Source organism: Allorhizobium sp. NPDC080224 (assembly GCF_050281005.1).
Classification (GTDB): Bacteria; Pseudomonadota; Alphaproteobacteria; order Rhizobiales; family Rhizobiaceae; genus Allorhizobium.
Genome location: NZ_JBNNWJ010000001.1, coordinates 1,920,974 through 1,936,537, shown reverse-complemented (window position 1 = coordinate 1,936,537; position 15,564 = coordinate 1,920,974). Strand labels below are relative to the sequence as shown.

Genomic DNA, 15,564 nt, shown 5'->3' with positions numbered 1-15,564 from the left:
TCAGAGCCTGCCGCGCTTTTGAAGCACCGACAGAACCACGGCCGCGCCGGCTTCGCCCGCCGGCCTTTCCGTCTGCAGCCTTTGCCAAACGTCATCGTAGCCGTGCAGCATGGCAGCCCGCTGCGGCGTGTCCGCCGATAGCCGTTCCGCCCAACGGACGAGGCTTGCGGGGCGCAAGACATCGTTGAAATATTCCGGAATGACCGCATAGTCGGCGATCAGGTTCGGAAGCGCTCCCGTCCAGATCTTGATACGGTGGCTGAGCATTCTGATGATCCAGTCGCCCTTGTAGGTCGAGACCACGGGCACATGCGCGAGTGCCAGTTCCAGGATCACGGTTCCGGATGCGGCGATCGCGGCATCTGCCTCTTCGAAGGCGCGCCACTTCGCCTCGTCGCCGAGCAAGATCTCGGGTCTCAATGCCCAACTCTTCGTGATTTCACGGACGCGTGCTTCCTGACGCGGCACGGTGGGGAGCACGAAACGCGTTTCGCCATTGCGTGCGACGAATTCCTTCATCGCTTCCGCAAATACCGGCAGAAGCTGCGTGATTTCGCCACCGCGCGAACCGGGCAGGAGGAGGATGGTCAGCTTGTCGCCCGCAGCCCTCACGCCCCTCGCCTTGCGTGCCTCGCGTACGCGCAGAATGTCGGCATTGCTTGCGAGCCGATGACCTACGAAATGGGTCTCCGGACCGCCGAGACGCTGCATCACCGCCGGCTCGAAGGGCAGGACAGCGAGAACGGCATCGACATAGGCGAGCATCGCCTTGGCGCGGTATTCCTTCCACGCCCAGACGCTGGGGCAGACATAGTTCACGACCGGCAGATCCGGCAGCTTCTGTCGAACCTTCTTAGCCACGCGATGGGTGAAATCGGGACTATCGACGATCAGGAGCAAGTCCGGTCTGGCCGCGACAATGGAATCGGCTGTCCAGGAGATCAGCTTTATCAGCCGCGGCAGCTTCGACAGAACCTGGGTAACGCCCATGATCGAGAGCTCGGAGAAGTCGAAGAGCGACTTCAATCCTTGAGCCTCAAGCGCCTCACCGCCGACGCCGACGAGTTCGACAGGCCCTTCATGCATCGTCCTCAGATGCGCGATCAGATCTGCCCCCAGGAGATCGCCTGAGACCTCACCGGCGATGACGGCAATCTTCAAGGGTTTGTCCGACATGCTGCCTACTCCTTGCGCGAACGATCCAGGCCGACAACGAAAAGACCGGCGGCATTGGCCGCCGCGATCATCGCCTCACGCTCGACGACCAGCGCGCGGCCGGCTTCAACGGCAATGCCGGCAAGCCCTGCGGCCTTGGCATTTTCGACGGTCGAGACGCCGATGGTCGGCAGATCGGCGCGCAGATCCTGCTGAGGTTTGCAGAGCTTGACCAGAACGCCTCTGCGGCGTCTGGAGATCCGTCCCTCGGCACGCAGGCCCTCGACGCGGGCAAGCATCGCGTCGGTGCCCTCGACACCCTCCAGCGCCACGATGCGGCCGCCGACGGCAACAGCACCCTGCCCGACATCCAGCCGGCCCAGGGCTTCCGCGGCCTCTGCCGCCTTTTCGATGTCACGCTCGTCATCGGTATCGGGAAATACCGCACCGAGAGGTCCGACCGTCGCCAGCAAGCCCGGCAGGATCTCGTGGGCGCCCAGCACTTCGCAACCCTGTGCTTCGATCAACGAAATGACCATGCGAAGCACGGCATCGTCGCCGCCGGCCATGAGCGTTTTCAGCGCCATCGGCAACTTCAGCAAGGATTTCAGATTGACCCGAATTTCGCCGAAAGCCGGGCGGCGCTTGACCGCACCGGACATGACGACCCGGCGAATGTCGTGCTGGCGAAACAGGGACGACAGGCCGGCCATGTCGCCGACGCCGATAACGGCGTTGTCAAAGCCCTGCCAGATATCGTCCGCCTCGTTCTTCAGCCTGAGAACAAAGGGGTCTTCGCCTGCGGCGCGTGCTGCTTCCGCCAGGAAAAGCGGCAGCTTTCCGCTGCCGGCAATAATGGCCAGGCGACCGGTCCGTGGCAGGCCGTCCGATTGAGCGGCCGCCGTCATCACTCAGTTCTTGCCGCGATTGGGCGAGGACAGTGCCCGATCGCTTTCAGCGGCGATGAAGTCGAGGATCTCGATCACCGGCGCGCAGTCCAGATATTCGTCGCGAATGGCGGCCGCATTCGTCCGCGCCGATCCTTCGCTTTCGAAGATCTGCTTGAAGGCGCGACGGACCTGGTGGATTACCGAGCGCTCGATCCCGGCGCGTGTCATGCCGACCACGTTCAGGCCGCCGAGAATGCCGGGATTGCCGTTCAGCATGCCATAGGGAATGACATCGTAAGCAACGGCGGACAGACCACCGATGAATGCCTGACGGCCGATACGGGTGAACTGGTGCACGGCGCAGCCACCGCTGAGAATCGCCTTGTCTCCAACGTGAACATGACCGGCCAGCATGACATTGTTGGACAGGATGATGTCATTGCCGAGAATGCAGTCATGGGCGACATGGGAATTCGCCAGGAACAGGCAGTTGTCGCCGACGCGGGTGATACCGCCACCGCCGACCGTGCCGCAGTTCATCGTCACGCCTTCGCGCATGGTGCAGTTTGCACCGACAACCAGCGTGGAATCCTCGCCCGCCTCGTGCAGGCTTTGCGAGACACCGCCGATCACGGCCATCGGGTGGATCTTCGTGCCCGCGCCGATTTCGGTCAGACCGGTGACAACAGCATTCGAAATCAGTTCGACGCCGTCTTTCAGCGTCACGCGCGCACCAACCCGGCAGAAGGGCCCAATCTTCACATTCTCGCCGATCACCGCGCCGTCTTCGACCACGGCCATCGGATGGATGACGGCGCTTGCGGCGATCTGGCTCATTTCTGATCCTTGCGCATGATCATGGCACCAATGTCGGCCTCGGCGACCAGTGCACCGTCGACCTTGGCGTCGCAATGGAACTTCCAGATATTGCCGCGCTGCTTCTGCTTGACGACGTGGAATTCGACGCGGTCACCCGGCACAACAGGCTTGCGAAAACGGGCATTATCAATGGTCATGAAGTAGACGAGATTGCCACCCTCGCCCTGAAGCCGAGCACAGATGGCGCCGGCGGTCTGGGCCATGCCTTCGATCAAAAGGACGCCCGGCATGATCGGGCTTTCCGGGAAGTGTCCGGTGAAATGCGGTTCATTCGCCGTGACATTCTTGATGCCGATGGCAGAGTTGTCGCCGTCAATCTCGATGATCTTATCCACCAGCAGGAAGGGATAGCGGTGGGGCAGAAGCTTCATGATCTCGAGGATATCAGCCGATCCCAATTCGCTCTTCGCGAGTTCAGTCATTGCTGGCTCCTTTTTCCTTGGCGCGGCTATCGTAGCGGCTGAGCGTATCGGCCACCTCGCGCAGATAATCTTTCAACGGGCGGGCTGGAACGCCGCCGTATTTCTCACCGGGCGGCACCTCGGCCAGGACGCCGCTCATGGCGGCGATCTGGGCGCCGTCACCAATCTTGATATGGCCGTTGATGCCGGCGGCACCGCCGATCATCACGCCGTCGCCGATGACAGTGCTGCCGGCGATGCCGACCTGACTGACGATACCGCAATGGCGGCCGATGCGAACGTTGTGGCCGACCTGCACGAGGTTGTCGATCTTCGTCCCCTCGCCGATCACCGTATCGTCCATCGTGCCGCGATCGATCGTAGTGTTGGCGCCGATCTCGACATGGTCCTGGATGATCACGCGGCCGATCTGCACGATCTTCAGCATGCCGCGCGGACCCGGTGCATAGCCGAAACCGTCCTGCCCGATACGCGCGCCGTTATGAATGATGACATTGTTGCCGACAAGGGCGACCTGGATCGTGGCGCCACCGGCAATCACGCAGTCGCGACCGATGCGAACACCAGGACCGATCACCGCACCCGGGCCGATCCGCGTACCACTGCCGATTTCGACATCGGCACCGATGACCGCCATGGGCTCGACTTCGACGCCATCTTCGAGCTTTGCCGTCGGATCGACATAGGCTGCCGGTGAGATACGAGCCGGCTCGGTCGTCATCCGTATGGGCTTCAAGCCCGTCGGATGCAGGATTGCGCCTGCAAGAGCAAAGGCCGTCTGCGCGCTCTTGGTGAGAAGAACGGGAATATGGTCGGGAATGAGAGAGAGAAGAGGCTTTTCGCAGAAGATTGCAGCCGCCTGGCAGGTCGCCAGTTCTTCCTTGTTGCGACGAGAGAGGATGTAGCAGACATCCCCTTCCTTCGCCCTTGAGACAGGCGAAACTGACCTTACGACCCGTTCGCCCTGGCTCTCGTCCTGCAATTCCGCCCCCGTCTGGGCTGCAAGCGCAGCCAGGGTAACCCCGACATGGGGCGGAAAGAAATGATTATGGTCCATCAGCAAACGCTCCAGAACGTCAACCTGTCAGCAGTTCTGGACAGCCAGTCTTAGAACTGGTTCGCCATGCTGAAACGGAATTCCTGGGTATCGTCGAAGTCTTCCTTGGCGACCGGGACCGCGTAGTCGACACGAAGCGCACCGAAGGGCGAATTCCAGATCACGCCTGCACCGACCGATGCACGGAGCGACATGTCGGTACCGACGACGCCAGACTGACTCCGCAGGTCGCTGCCGTAGAGCGTGCCGGCATCTGCGAATACTGCGCCGCGGAAACCGAGGTCCTGGGGAACGAGAGGAAGCGGGAACGTCGCTTCAGCCGAGGCCGTGAAATAGGTCGTGCCGCCGATGGAGTCGCCATTGATGCGAGGACCGATACCGCTGTTGTCGAAACCGCGGATTTCCTTGCCGCCAATCTTGAACTGATCGAAGACGTTCAGGTTGTCACCGAGGGCAACGACATGACCAGCCGAACCCGCGAGCGAGCCGACGATATCGAATTCGTCCGACAGCGTGTGGTAGACGCGAGCACGGACAAAGGCCTTGTAGTATTCGGAATCGCCACCGAGACCGGCATATTCATGCGTGAAGCTCGCATAGATGCCTTCATGCGGGTTCTGGCGGTCATCGACGGTGTTGTATACGATCGAGTGACCAAGGATCGACTGCTTCCAGGTGCTGCCCGTGATTGCATCGATGTACGGATCAGCCACACGGTCATCACCGCCACCGGCAACACCATTCGCACCAAAGGCGCCATCGTTGATATAGTCGAGGGTCTTGTAGGTGTAACGCAGCGTCGTCGCCAGATCTTCCGTGATCGGCGCAGTGACGCGGATCGTACCGCCCTGCTCTTCGTAGTCATAGTAGGAATTCGCGCTGGTCGAGCTCTTGAACAGATCGAAGCCGGCAGCCAGGCGATAACCGAGGAAGTAGGGCTCGGTGAAGGAGAAGTTGTAGGTCTGCGTTTCATCGAAACCACCACCGGCGGCAACGCGGATGAACTGACCACGACCGAGGAAGTTCTTCTCTTCGACGGAGGCTTCCAGAACCAGGCCACCGTCACCGACGGAGTAGCCGGCGCCGATACCGAACGAGCCGGTCGGCTGATCCTGAACGTCGACGATCACGACAACGCGGTCCGGCGAGCTGCCAGCCTGGGTCGAGATGTTGACTGCCGAGAAGAAGCCGAGAGCTTCCAGACGACGCTTGGCACGCGAGATGGTCTCCTGGTTGAAGGCATCGCCTTCGGAGATATCGAATTCGCGGCGGATGACGTAATCGCGAGTACGGGTGTTACCACGCACTTCGATGCGCTCGACATAAGCGCGCTCGCCCTGATCAACCAGATAGGTCACGCCAATGGTGTTGGTTTCGAAGTTGCGGTCCCCGCGCGGAACAACGCGAGCGAAGGGATAGCCGGCCGACGACACGCGACGGGAAATGGCTTCCATCGACTTCTGAATGTCGCGAGCGCTGTAGGTCTGACCTTCGCGGGTTTCGAGAAGCCCCTGGAGCTCCGAACCATCGATGCCGTCAACAGTCGATTCGACCGAGACTGCGCCGAAGCGATAGCGCTGACCTTCATCAACGGTGATGTTGATCGTGTATTCGTTGCCGGTCTCATTGAGGACAGCTTCGGACGAGATCACGCGGAAGTCGGCGTAACCGTGGTTGTAGTAGAACTGGCGCAGCGCTTCTTCGTCAGCGCGCAGCTTGTCCTCGTTGTAGACGTCCTTACGGGTCAGGAAGGACAGAATACCCGATTCCTTGGTCTGCAGAACGGCAGCCAGACGGCCATCGGAATAAGCCCTGTTGCCGACAAAATTGATCGAGCTGATCTTGGTGCGCTCACCCTCGTTGATCACGAAGGCCAGGTTCACGCGACCTTCGGCGACCGGAACGACCTGCGTCGTCACTTCGACATCGGAACGACCGATGGCGGAATAGGCTTCGCGGATGCGCTGGATGTCGGCGCTGATCAGGCTATCGCTGTAAGGACCCTGGGACTGCGTCTGAACGATACCCTGGAGCTTGTCGTCCTTGATCTTGCGGTTGCCGTTGAAGACCACCTGATTGATCAGCTGGTTTTCAGCAACCGTGACCACCAGCGTGCCGCCGGAAACGGAAATCTGGACATCGGAGAAGAAGCCGGTCGCGTACAGACGCTTGACCGATTCATCGATGTCGGCGTTGGAGAAAGTCCGACCCGGCTGGATCGAAAGGTTGGAGCGCACAGCTTCCGGACCAACACGCTGAGCTCCGCGTACGTCGATACGCTGAACCACTGCGGCTTCGGCAGCAATTGCCGATGCAAGAACGGCAATACCTGCGCCCGAAGACACGACACCAGCAGACAGCGCGACCGCCGATACTGCGTTCAAAAACTTTGAACCAGCCTTCATGTGTATACTATACCTTCTTCCATTGCCCCGTAGTCGGCACCCGACTCCGGCCCGTGTGTGGTTTTAACGGGTTTTACCCTACAAGCAAGTGCGCGCGTTAATTTCTGTTTACTTCATTTCAACGCGTGGCCCAATCGCCACTATCAATTTGAAACAGCGTAAACAAATCCTTTCGCAGCTTACAGGATCCCGCCTTAGCCAATCAAACGGCTGATATCATTCCAAGTGGCGAAGACCATCAGAGACAGGATCATCGCCATACCGATCCGGAACGCGATTTCCTGTGCGCCCTGCCCCATCGGCTTCCCCCGCACTGCCTCAATCGCGTAGAGAACGAGATGGCCGCCGTCAAGGACCGGAACTGGGAACAAGTTCAAAAGCCCCAGGGAAACGGAGAGAACCGCTGCCAGATTTAACAGAGCGATAACGCCGAGCGTCGCCATCTGCCCGGATGCCTGGACCACGCGAACCGGGCCGCCGAGCTGATCGGCATTCATGCGGCCGGCGATCATGTTGCCGATATAGTCGAAGGTCCCGGTGATGATGTGCCCGGTCTGGCGCACGCCTTCCCACACCGCCTGGACCGGCGACAGCTCCACGATTCGGAAATTGCCCGCCTGCTGGTCGGTGATGATTCCGATCTGCCCGACTTCCATCTCATTGCCGAAGCGGTCGCTGGTTACGGCGCGCTTGGGGGTCAGGGCAAAATCGATCTCCTGCCCATCACGCCGCACCGTGACTTCCACCGGGATTTCCGGACGCATGGTGATGTAGCGGACGACATCGTCGAAGGTCTCGATCATACGGCCGTCCAGAGCCAGCAGAACATCGCCGCGCTGGATGCCGGCTTCTTCAGCCGCACTGCCTGCCTTGATGTCCGCAACGACGGGATCCGAAACCGGCTTGCCCATAAAGGCGAACATGCCGGCGAAGATGACGATGGCCAGCAGGAAGTTTGCAAGGGGGCCCGCGGCGACGGTGACGGCTCGCTTCCAGAGCTTGGCGCCGTTTAGGGTCTGGGCACGCTCTTCTTCGGTCAACTCTTCTGCGAAGGAGCCGTCCGGACGGCTCGCAGCATCAGCATCGCCGAAGAACCGGACATAACCGCCCAAGGGAATCGCCGAGATTTTCCAGCGTGTCCCGTGCTTGTCGGTGTAGCCAACGAGCTCAGGGCCGAAGCCAACGGAGAACGCCAGAATACGAATGCCAGACCAGCGCCCGGCCAGATAGTGACCCATCTCATGAATGAAGACGAGCAGGGACAGAATGAGAATGTAAGGCAGGATGTATCCGCCGAGAAAGCCGAAGACTGCGCTGATGTGATCCATCTGTCCGTTTCCTGCACTCGCTTCAGCGAGAGTTTATACCCGTCACCTGACGCCAGCTACCCGCCTCAGAGACCGAAGAGGAAGGCGCCCATCGAGACGACGGTACCGACACCGCCGGCAGAACTGCCGATCGCCAAGAAGAACGCGGCAAAACAGGCAAATACAAGGCCGTCCACACGGTCCATGACGCCGCCATGCCCCGGTATGAGGCGGCTCGAATCCTTGACGCCGAAACGGCGCTTGATGAACGATTCGAAGAGGTCGCCGATCTGGCTCGCGACCGACAAGGCGAAGGCAACGATTGCAACCCAAAGCCCAACGTCCTGGAAATGCGCCATCGCAATCAGGAGCCCGCCGATTACGCCGGCCACAGTCCCCCCGATCGCGCCGGACCAGGTCTTGCCGGGAGAGATTTTCGGTGCAAGCTTCGGCCCACCGATCGCTCGTCCGACAAAATACGCAAGAATGTCAGTCGACCACACGACGATGAACACGAAGAGCATGGCGATGAAACCGAGCGAATCTTCGCCGCGAATGGCGGAGAGCGAGATTGCGCTCAGCCCTGCGTAAAACAGTCCGCCCGGCTGCCACCAGCTGACGCGGCGCAAAAAGGCCGGGATTGCAGCCGTGACGACCAGGCCCGCAAACAGCGGCACGGTCAATTCCGCCCGCCCGAACAACATGTTGAGACTGATCACTGCCATCGAGAACCAGCCGAAGGCATTGGCCCGGATGCTGTTTTCCGCGAGTCGCGTGATCGTCGACCATTCGTAGTAGATCAGCAGACCGATGCCGGCAGCCAGGACCTTGAAAGCCAGACCGCCAAACCAGGTTGCCGCCAGAACCACCGCAATCATCACGATGGCGGAAACGATTCTAAGCTGAAGTTCTCGCGACATTGTGAGCGTCATGAGCCGACGGCCACGGCTTTGGCCGAGAGGCCGCCGAAGCGACGGTCGCGGGCGGCATATCGTTCGAGCACGGAATCAAAAAGTGCCGGCGTGAAGTCTGGCCAGAAGTCGGGCACGAACATTAGTTCGGCATAGGCTGCCTGCCAGAGAAGGAAATTCGACAGACGTTCCTCTCCGCTGGTGCGGATCACCAGATCGGGATCGGGGATGCCGGCGGTATCCAGGCAGTCATTGAGCTTGCTTGCATCGATCTGCGACGGATCAAGCCGGCCAGCCTTCACGTCGGCCGCCAGGCGTGCGGCGGCGCGTGCGATCTCGTCGCGGGACCCGTAGTTGAAGGCGATGACGAGCGTCATGCCGGTGTTGTTTGTCGTGGTTTCTTCTGCTTCCAGGAGCAGTGAGCGGATGTCGTCCCGCAGGTTGACACGATCGCCAATGATCCGAATACGGATACCGGCCCTATGCAGATCGGCGAGGTCTCGACGAATGAATGCCTTGAGCAGGCCGAACAGTTCGTTGATCTCAGCTTCCGGCCGCCGCCAGTTCTCCGAGGAGAAGGCAAAAAGCGTCAGAAAACCGACGCCTGCCTCGCCGGCAGCCTTCACGGTCTCACGGACAGTCTCAACGCCCTTGCGATGGCCGAACGTCCGGGGAAGCCCCCGGGCGTTTGCCCAGCGACCATTGCCATCCATGATGATCGCAACATGCTGCGGAACGATGCGATGTTGAACTGTCGACATTGGCGAGGATCCAGGCGGCGTTGAGAGTGCTTGAAAGAAACGACTCCGCCTTAAACCTGCATGATTTCCTTTTCCTTGTCCGCGAGCAAGCGGTCGACTTCGACAATCGTCTCGTCGGTCATCTTCTGCACCCGCTCCGACTGGCTGCGGCTGTCATCCTGACCGATCGTGCCGTCCTTTTCCGCCTTCTTCAGGCCGTCCATGCCGTCGCGGCGTACGTGCCGGATCGCGACCTTGGCCTTTTCGGCGTAGTCGTGTGCCACCTTGACCAGCGACTTGCGGCGCTCCTCGTTGAGCTCAGGCAACGGAATACGCAGGTTCTGGCCGTCAACGATCGGATTGAGGCCGAGATTGGCTTCGCGGATCGCACGGTCGACGGCACCCACCATCGACTTGTCCCAGATCGACACGCCGAGCATTCGCGGCTCCGGCACCGTGACGTTGGCGACCTGGTTCAACGGCACGCGCGAACCATAGGCTTCGACCACGACCGGATCGAGGACGTTGGCGGAGGCCCGGCCGGTGCGCAGCGATGCGATGTCGTTCTTGAACGCGTTGATCGCGCCGTCCATGCGGCGCTTGATGTCGTTGAGATCAACCCCTGCGGTCATCATGGTTCTCCCATTGCTCTGTCAGTCGGCGGCATCAGATCGCCGCCATTCATGTGAAATCAGTTGTCGGTAACGATCGTCATACGGCCGGCGCCGGAGAGGATTTCACCGAAACCACCCTTCTCGTGGATCGAGAAGACGATGATTGGAATATGGTTTTCGCGTGCGAGCGCAACGGCGGCGACGTCCATGACGGCAAGTCCCTTCTGCAGGACTTCGTCATGGGTCAGGCTGTCGAAGCGGGTTGCGGCCGGGTCCTTCTTGGGGTCGGCCGAATAGATGCCGTCCACCTGGGTGCCCTTGAAAATGGCCTGTGCGCCAATTTCGGCGGCGCGCAAGGCAGCGGCAGAATCGGTCGTGAAGAACGGATTGCCTGTGCCGCCGGCGAAGATCACCACTCTGCCCTGAGCCAGGTGGTGCAAGGCAGCGCGCTGGGAGAAGCTTTCGCAAATCTCGGGCATGGCGATGGCCGAGAGAACCACGGTGTCGATGTCGAGCTTGCGGAGTGAGGTCGCGAGAGCGAGCGCGTTGATCACCGTTGCCAGCATGCCCATGTGGTCGCCGGTGACGCGATCGCCACCCTTCGATGCGACGGCCACGCCACGGAAGATGTTGCCACCACCGACTACGACGCCGACTTCCACGCCCATGCGGCGGGCTTCGGCGATGTCTCCGGCGATCCGGTCGGCCACTGCCACATCGATCCCGAATCCCTGGCTACCCATGAGGGCTTCGCCCGAAGCCTTGAGGAGGACGCGCTTGAACAATGGCTTGGCTGACATGAATACTCCCGAGATCAATTCTGTGCCGGATACACGAAGGGCATCGCGTTGTCACGCGATGCCCGATGTTTTCCCTCGAAGAAGGGTAACAGCAATCAGCCCTTGGCAGCGGCTGCGACTTCGGCAGCGAAGTCGGATTCCTCCTTCTCGATGCCTTCGCCGAGCAGCAGGCGAGCCATGCCGGTGACTTCGATCGGAGCGCCGGCTTCCTTTTCGGCAGCCTTGATGGCGTCGCCGACAGTCACTTCCGGGTTGATGACGAAAGCCTGCGAGAGAAGGGCGACTTCCTCGAAGAACTTGCGCATGCGGCCTTCAACCATCTTTTCGATGATGGCGTCCGGCTTGCCCGAAGCGCGGGACTGCTCGATGAAGACGTTGCGCTCGCGCTCGGCAACAGCGGCGTCGACTTCTTCCGAACGGATGGCGAGCGGGTTCGTCGCGGCAATGTGCATGGCGACCTGACGGCCGATGGCAGCCAGAACGTCCTTGTTGCCGGTCGACTTGAGCGCGACGAGAACGCCGAGCTTGCCGAGGCCGTCAGCAACGGCATTGTGGATGTAGGTCGCGACGACACCGTCTTCGACCGAGAGCTTGACGGCGCGGCGCAGCGTCATGTTCTCGCCGATATGGGCGATCGCATCCTTGATGGTGTCGGTAACGGTCTTGCCGGTGGCCGGATAGGTGGCCGCGCCGATCGCCTCGACGGAACCGTCGGTGCCGATGGCTACCGAAGCCACACCGCGGACGAGGTCCTGGAAGGCGTCGTTGCGGGCGACGAAGTCGGTTTCGGAGTTGACTTCGACGACCACGGCCGAGGTGCCGGCGCCGTTGATGCCGATCAGGCCTTCAGCAGCCGTGCGGCCCGACTTCTTGTCGGCCTTGGCGATACCCTTGGCGCGCAGCCAGTCGATGGCGGCTTCGATGTCACCGTTGTTTTCGGTCAGAGCCTTCTTGCAATCCATCATGCCTGCGCCGGACTTTTCGCGCAGTTCTTTTACCAGTGCTGCAGTGATTTCAGCCATTGTGTGCCTCTTGTCTGTTCAGGCGGACGATCCGTGGCTTTGGGCGAACGGAGGACCGCTGTGTTGGGGACGAAATGTACCCGGATGTATGACAACGTGATGAAGCAGGTCACCACGGAAACAATCGGCCGTCTTCGAGGCCCTCTCGCCTATGGCAAGCGGCATCCGGAAGAACGGAGGCCGCCTGCTGCTCGAAGAGCGCACAGGCGGCCATTCCCTTGACGGGAAAAGCGGCGGGGAGCCCGCCGCTATACGCGATTATGCGTCGGCTTCGGTTTCGAGAGCCGGCTCGATCGGAGCTTCGGCAGAGGCGCCGATGTCACGACCGGAAGCGCCCTGCTGGCGAGCAATGCCGTCGATGGCAGCGCGCGAGATCAGGTCGCAGTAGAGAGCGATGGCGCGCGAAGCGTCGTCATTGCCCGGGATCGGATAGTCGATCAGGTCCGGATCGCAGTTCGAGTCGATGACAGCAACAACCGGGATACCGAGGCGCTTGGCTTCGTCGATCGCGATCTTTTCCTTGTTGGTGTCGATGATGAACATCAGGTCCGGGGTGCCGCCCATGTCGCGGATACCGCCGAGAGCCTTTTCAAGCTTCTCGCGTTCGCGCTCGAGGTTCAGGCGCTCCTTCTTGGAGTAGCCAGACACTTCCGAGGCCAGGATCTCGTCAAGCTTGCGCAGACGGGCGATCGAGTTCGAAATGGTCTTCCAGTTGGTCATCATGCCGCCGAGCCAGCGGGAGTTGACGTAATACTGGGCCGAACGCTTGGCGCTGTCAGCGATGATTTCCGAAGCCTGACGCTTGGTGCCGACGAACAGAACGCGGCCGCCACGAGCGACGGTGTCGGACACGACCTGAAGGGCGCGCGACAGCATCGGAACGGTCTGAGCCAGGTCGATGATGTGGATGTTGTTACGATCGCCGAAGATGTACGGCTTCATCTTCGGGTTCCAGCGGTGCGTCTGGTGACCGAAGTGAATGCCAGCTTCCAGAAGCTGACGCATGCTAAAATCAGGCAATGCCATGCCTTTTTCTCCTTTTCCGGTTGAACCCCCGTGAAGCAAACAGCAGACCTTTCGGCCTGCCACCGGGCGGAAGCGGCAGGATTTCTCCCTGTCGATCCCAAGCCTCACGTGTGGAATAAGGCCGGCCATACAGGGGCGCCGGTCAAAAATCAAGGGTAAAACAAACGATTCCCAGGCGGGCAGGCAGCTTTACGGGCAACCAACGTCTGGCTTGCCGAGAACTTCGAGCTTGGTCAGCTTGCCGGCAAGGACGAAATCGCCATAGTCCAGCGTCAGGTCGCGTGTGACGCCGTTATCATACAGCTTGAAAGACTGACTGTAGATCGGCTCCTGATCGCCCCTGGTCTTCTCGTCGAAATAGGCGATCGACACGGGCCAGTAGTCCTGGGCGCCGAGCGATTCCAGGGCCTTGGCTTCCGGATCTGTGTCGCTCGACTTCGTCGGGCCACCAACGATGGTGGTGGTCAGGTAGGTCTGGTCGCCATCCTCGGAGCCGTCGAAGATCCGCGATTCGAACACCTGCTCTCCCTTTCGCGCCCGGGCGATCACCTCGAGCATGTGCTCGGCCGGAAAGCGGCTGTCGGCAAGCTCGAGCGCCCGCTTGTCGGGGCCTGTCAGCTCGATCTTGACCTTGCCGCCGGCCTCGGCTGCGGCGCCGCTGACATCCTTGTCGAGCTGATCGTCGGTGAAGGACTTGTTCTCAAAGCGAAATGTGCCGGCCGCGACATCTTCGAAGGTGGAAGAACGCTGGTCGGTAACACGCACGCCCTCGCCTACATCGATGCGGGTGACGAAACGAAACTGGGTGTTGAAGCCCTTGCAGGCCGAACCGCTGAATTCATAGACCATGCGGCCGCGTACCGATTCGATACCGGAGCGGTCGGACGCTTCCTTCAGCCCGATCTCGTAGACGGCGCGATGCGGCACGAGGCCGACGGTCGCCGCGGATGCAACCTGCCCGGTCGCACTCAAGGCAGCCAGGGAAAGCGTCGCACGGACCGCCATTCGCAAAGGAAACATCGACACCCTCCTGTTGGACTCGTCATCGATGTTATAAGAACACATCCGGCAAAAGCGAGACATGCTTTTCGTCGCCACAACTTTCTCAACTTTTATCAACAGACCGGGAATCGACCATGTCCGACACAATCGACGGCCGCCTTGCAGCGCTGGGCATCAGCCTGCCGGAAGCCGCAGCCCCCGCCGCCAATTACGTGCCCTATGTGATCAGCGGAAACCTGCTGTTCCTCTCGGGACAGTTGCCGATTGAAGGCGGAAAAGTGGCAGTGATCGGTCTGGTCGGCGGTGACGTTGCGCTGCCGGAGGCGCAGCGAGCCGCCGAACTCTGCGCCATCAATATCCTGGCGCAGGCCAAGGCAGCGCTCGCCGGCGATCTCTCGCGGATCACCCGCATCGTTAAGCTCAACGGCTTCGTCGCTTCGGCACCCGGCTTCGTCGAGCAGCACCTCGTCATCAACGGTGCCTCGAACCTGATCGCAAACGTGCTGGGTGACGCCGGCAAACATGCACGCGCGGCCGTGGGCGTTGCGCAGCTGCCACTGAATGCCGCCGTCGAAATCGACGCCATCCTGGAGATTGCCCTGTGAGCCATATCGACTGGATCAAGGACGTGCCCGTCGCGCATCGCGGCTATCACGACATGAACAGAGAGATCTGGGAAAACACGCTTTCGGCTTTCAGCCGGGCGATCGAGGCAGGCTTTGCCATCGAATGCGACATCCAGCTCTCCTCCGACAGCGTCCCGATGGTCTTCCACGACCACGACCTGCAGCGGCTCTGCAACATGACCGGTGAGGTGCGTGAGCGCACGGCCGGCGAGTTACGGATGCTGTCGATCGGCGGCACCAAGGACAAGATCCCGACGCTTCGCCAGATGCTCGACCTCGTGAAGGGCCAGGTGCCGCTTGTGATCGAACTCAAGGGCCTGGACGCCGAGCAGGACGACGGTTTCGTCGAGGCCGTGCTCGAAGTGCTCGAGGGTTACGAAGGCAAGGTCGCGCTGATGAGCTTCGACTATCACCTGCTACGGGCATTGAAGATCGCCGAATGCCCCTGGCCTGTCGGCCTGACTGCGGAAGGCGTGAAGCCCGAAAACTTTGCGGCGCATCGCGAAGCCATGGATCTCGGCCTCGATTTCACGTCGTATTGCGTCGCGCATCTGCCGAATGACTTCGTCAGCGGCCTGCGTGACAAGGGCACACCCGTGATTACCTGGACCGTCAGGGATGAAATCATGCGGGCACAGACCTATAAATATGCAGACCAGATGACATTCGAAGGCTTCGACCCGCGCCAGTCGCCGGCGATCGCCTGAC

General features: G+C 60.8%; 16 protein-coding genes. 2 read left to right on the top strand and 14 right to left on the bottom strand.

Annotated features, from left to right (window positions below; genetic code table 11):
* The 14 genes from lpxB to ACQKP1_RS09685 all read right to left on the bottom strand — a co-directional run bounded on the left by lpxB (position 1) and on the right by ACQKP1_RS09685 (position 14,248).
* Positions 1-1,176, bottom strand: coding sequence for a lipid-A-disaccharide synthase (gene lpxB / locus ACQKP1_RS09750; protein ID WP_427275074.1), 1,176 nt, complete (start codon positions 1,174-1,176; stop codon positions 1-3).
* A gap of 5 nt (positions 1,177-1,181) precedes the next feature.
* Complete coding sequence (locus ACQKP1_RS09745) at positions 1,182-2,063, bottom strand: LpxI family protein (protein ID WP_427275073.1); 882 nt, start codon at positions 2,061-2,063, stop codon at positions 1,182-1,184.
* Between the two features lie 3 nt (positions 2,064-2,066).
* Positions 2,067-2,882 carry an acyl-ACP--UDP-N-acetylglucosamine O-acyltransferase gene (gene lpxA, locus ACQKP1_RS09740; protein ID WP_203015913.1) on the bottom strand — a complete coding sequence of 272 codons (816 nt, stop codon included), beginning with the start codon at positions 2,880-2,882 and terminating at the stop codon, positions 2,067-2,069.
* Positions 2,879-3,346, bottom strand: a complete 468-nt coding sequence (gene fabZ, locus ACQKP1_RS09735; RefSeq protein ID WP_006728455.1) for a 3-hydroxyacyl-ACP dehydratase FabZ — start codon at positions 3,344-3,346, stop codon at positions 2,879-2,881. The genes lpxA and fabZ overlap by 4 nt, the downstream gene beginning before the upstream one ends.
* Entirely contained in the window at positions 3,339-4,403 is a 1,065-nt protein-coding gene (gene lpxD / locus ACQKP1_RS09730; RefSeq protein WP_427275072.1) for a UDP-3-O-(3-hydroxymyristoyl)glucosamine N-acyltransferase, read from the bottom strand. Before lpxD ends, fabZ begins: the two co-directional genes overlap by 8 nt.
* A gap of 50 nt (positions 4,404-4,453) precedes the next feature.
* Entirely contained in the window at positions 4,454-6,808 is a 2,355-nt protein-coding gene (gene bamA / locus ACQKP1_RS09725) for an outer membrane protein assembly factor BamA (protein ID WP_427275071.1), read from the bottom strand.
* A 194-nt stretch (positions 6,809-7,002) separates the two neighbouring features.
* On the bottom strand, positions 7,003-8,136 hold the full coding sequence (gene rseP / locus ACQKP1_RS09720) for an RIP metalloprotease RseP (RefSeq protein ID WP_427275070.1): 1,134 nt from the start codon (positions 8,134-8,136) through the stop codon (positions 7,003-7,005).
* A 65-nt stretch (positions 8,137-8,201) separates the two neighbouring features.
* A complete protein-coding gene (locus tag ACQKP1_RS09715) occupies positions 8,202-9,035 on the bottom strand; it encodes a phosphatidate cytidylyltransferase (protein WP_427275069.1) in 834 nt (277 codons plus the stop codon).
* Positions 9,036-9,043: 8 nt separating this feature from the next.
* Positions 9,044-9,787, bottom strand: coding sequence for an isoprenyl transferase (locus ACQKP1_RS09710; RefSeq protein WP_427275068.1), 744 nt, complete (start codon positions 9,785-9,787; stop codon positions 9,044-9,046).
* A gap of 50 nt (positions 9,788-9,837) precedes the next feature.
* Positions 9,838-10,398, bottom strand: coding sequence for a ribosome recycling factor (gene frr, locus ACQKP1_RS09705; protein WP_076396563.1), 561 nt, complete (start codon positions 10,396-10,398; stop codon positions 9,838-9,840).
* Positions 10,399-10,457: 59 nt separating this feature from the next.
* Complete coding sequence (pyrH, locus tag ACQKP1_RS09700; protein ID WP_054148019.1) at positions 10,458-11,180, bottom strand: UMP kinase; 723 nt, start codon at positions 11,178-11,180, stop codon at positions 10,458-10,460.
* A 95-nt stretch (positions 11,181-11,275) separates the two neighbouring features.
* A complete protein-coding gene (tsf, locus tag ACQKP1_RS09695) occupies positions 11,276-12,202 on the bottom strand; it encodes a translation elongation factor Ts (RefSeq protein ID WP_203015898.1) in 927 nt (308 codons plus the stop codon).
* A 258-nt stretch (positions 12,203-12,460) separates the two neighbouring features.
* Entirely contained in the window at positions 12,461-13,228 is a 768-nt protein-coding gene (gene rpsB, locus ACQKP1_RS09690) for a 30S ribosomal protein S2 (RefSeq protein ID WP_427275067.1), read from the bottom strand.
* Positions 13,229-13,417: 189 nt separating this feature from the next.
* Positions 13,418-14,248 carry a cell envelope integrity EipB family protein gene (locus tag ACQKP1_RS09685; protein ID WP_203015894.1) on the bottom strand — a complete coding sequence of 277 codons (831 nt, stop codon included), beginning with the start codon at positions 14,246-14,248 and terminating at the stop codon, positions 13,418-13,420.
* Positions 14,249-14,364: 116 nt separating this feature from the next.
* Here ACQKP1_RS09685 and ACQKP1_RS09680 point away from each other — a divergent pair, with 116 nt between their 5' ends.
* Positions 14,365-14,835 (top strand): RidA family protein, encoded by a 471-nt coding sequence (locus ACQKP1_RS09680; protein ID WP_203015892.1) that lies wholly within the window; start codon positions 14,365-14,367, stop codon positions 14,833-14,835.
* The gene (locus ACQKP1_RS09675) at positions 14,832-15,563 is read left to right on the top strand and encodes a glycerophosphodiester phosphodiesterase (RefSeq protein ID WP_203015890.1); all 732 of its coding nucleotides are present in this window, start codon (positions 14,832-14,834) and stop codon (positions 15,561-15,563) included. The genes ACQKP1_RS09680 and ACQKP1_RS09675 overlap by 4 nt, the downstream gene beginning before the upstream one ends.
* The last annotated feature ends 1 nt before the right edge of the window (position 15,564 follow it).

Coding starts and splice junctions, on each gene's coding strand:
- lpxB (WP_427275074.1), bottom strand. CDS start 1,176: ATGTCGGACAAACCCTTGAAGATTGCCGTCATCGCCGGTGAGGTCTCA.
- ACQKP1_RS09745 (WP_427275073.1), bottom strand. CDS start 2,063: ATGACGGCGGCCGCTCAATCGGACGGCCTGCCACGGACCGGTCGCCTG.
- lpxA (WP_203015913.1), bottom strand. CDS start 2,882: ATGAGCCAGATCGCCGCAAGCGCCGTCATCCATCCGATGGCCGTGGTC.
- fabZ (WP_006728455.1), bottom strand. CDS start 3,346: ATGACTGAACTCGCGAAGAGCGAATTGGGATCGGCTGATATCCTCGAG.
- lpxD (WP_427275072.1), bottom strand. CDS start 4,403: ATGGACCATAATCATTTCTTTCCGCCCCATGTCGGGGTTACCCTGGCT.
- bamA (WP_427275071.1), bottom strand. CDS start 6,808: ATGAAGGCTGGTTCAAAGTTTTTGAACGCAGTATCGGCGGTCGCGCTG.
- rseP (WP_427275070.1), bottom strand. CDS start 8,136: ATGGATCACATCAGCGCAGTCTTCGGCTTTCTCGGCGGATACATCCTG.
- ACQKP1_RS09715 (WP_427275069.1), bottom strand. CDS start 9,035: ATGTCGCGAGAACTTCAGCTTAGAATCGTTTCCGCCATCGTGATGATT.
- ACQKP1_RS09710 (WP_427275068.1), bottom strand. CDS start 9,787: ATGTCGACAGTTCAACATCGCATCGTTCCGCAGCATGTTGCGATCATC.
- frr (WP_076396563.1), bottom strand. CDS start 10,398: ATGACCGCAGGGGTTGATCTCAACGACATCAAGCGCCGCATGGACGGC.
- pyrH (WP_054148019.1), bottom strand. CDS start 11,180: ATGTCAGCCAAGCCATTGTTCAAGCGCGTCCTCCTCAAGGCTTCGGGC.
- tsf (WP_203015898.1), bottom strand. CDS start 12,202: ATGGCTGAAATCACTGCAGCACTGGTAAAAGAACTGCGCGAAAAGTCC.
- rpsB (WP_427275067.1), bottom strand. CDS start 13,228: ATGGCATTGCCTGATTTTAGCATGCGTCAGCTTCTGGAAGCTGGCATT.
- ACQKP1_RS09685 (WP_203015894.1), bottom strand. CDS start 14,248: ATGTTTCCTTTGCGAATGGCGGTCCGTGCGACGCTTTCCCTGGCTGCC.
- ACQKP1_RS09680 (WP_203015892.1), top strand. CDS start 14,365: ATGTCCGACACAATCGACGGCCGCCTTGCAGCGCTGGGCATCAGCCTG.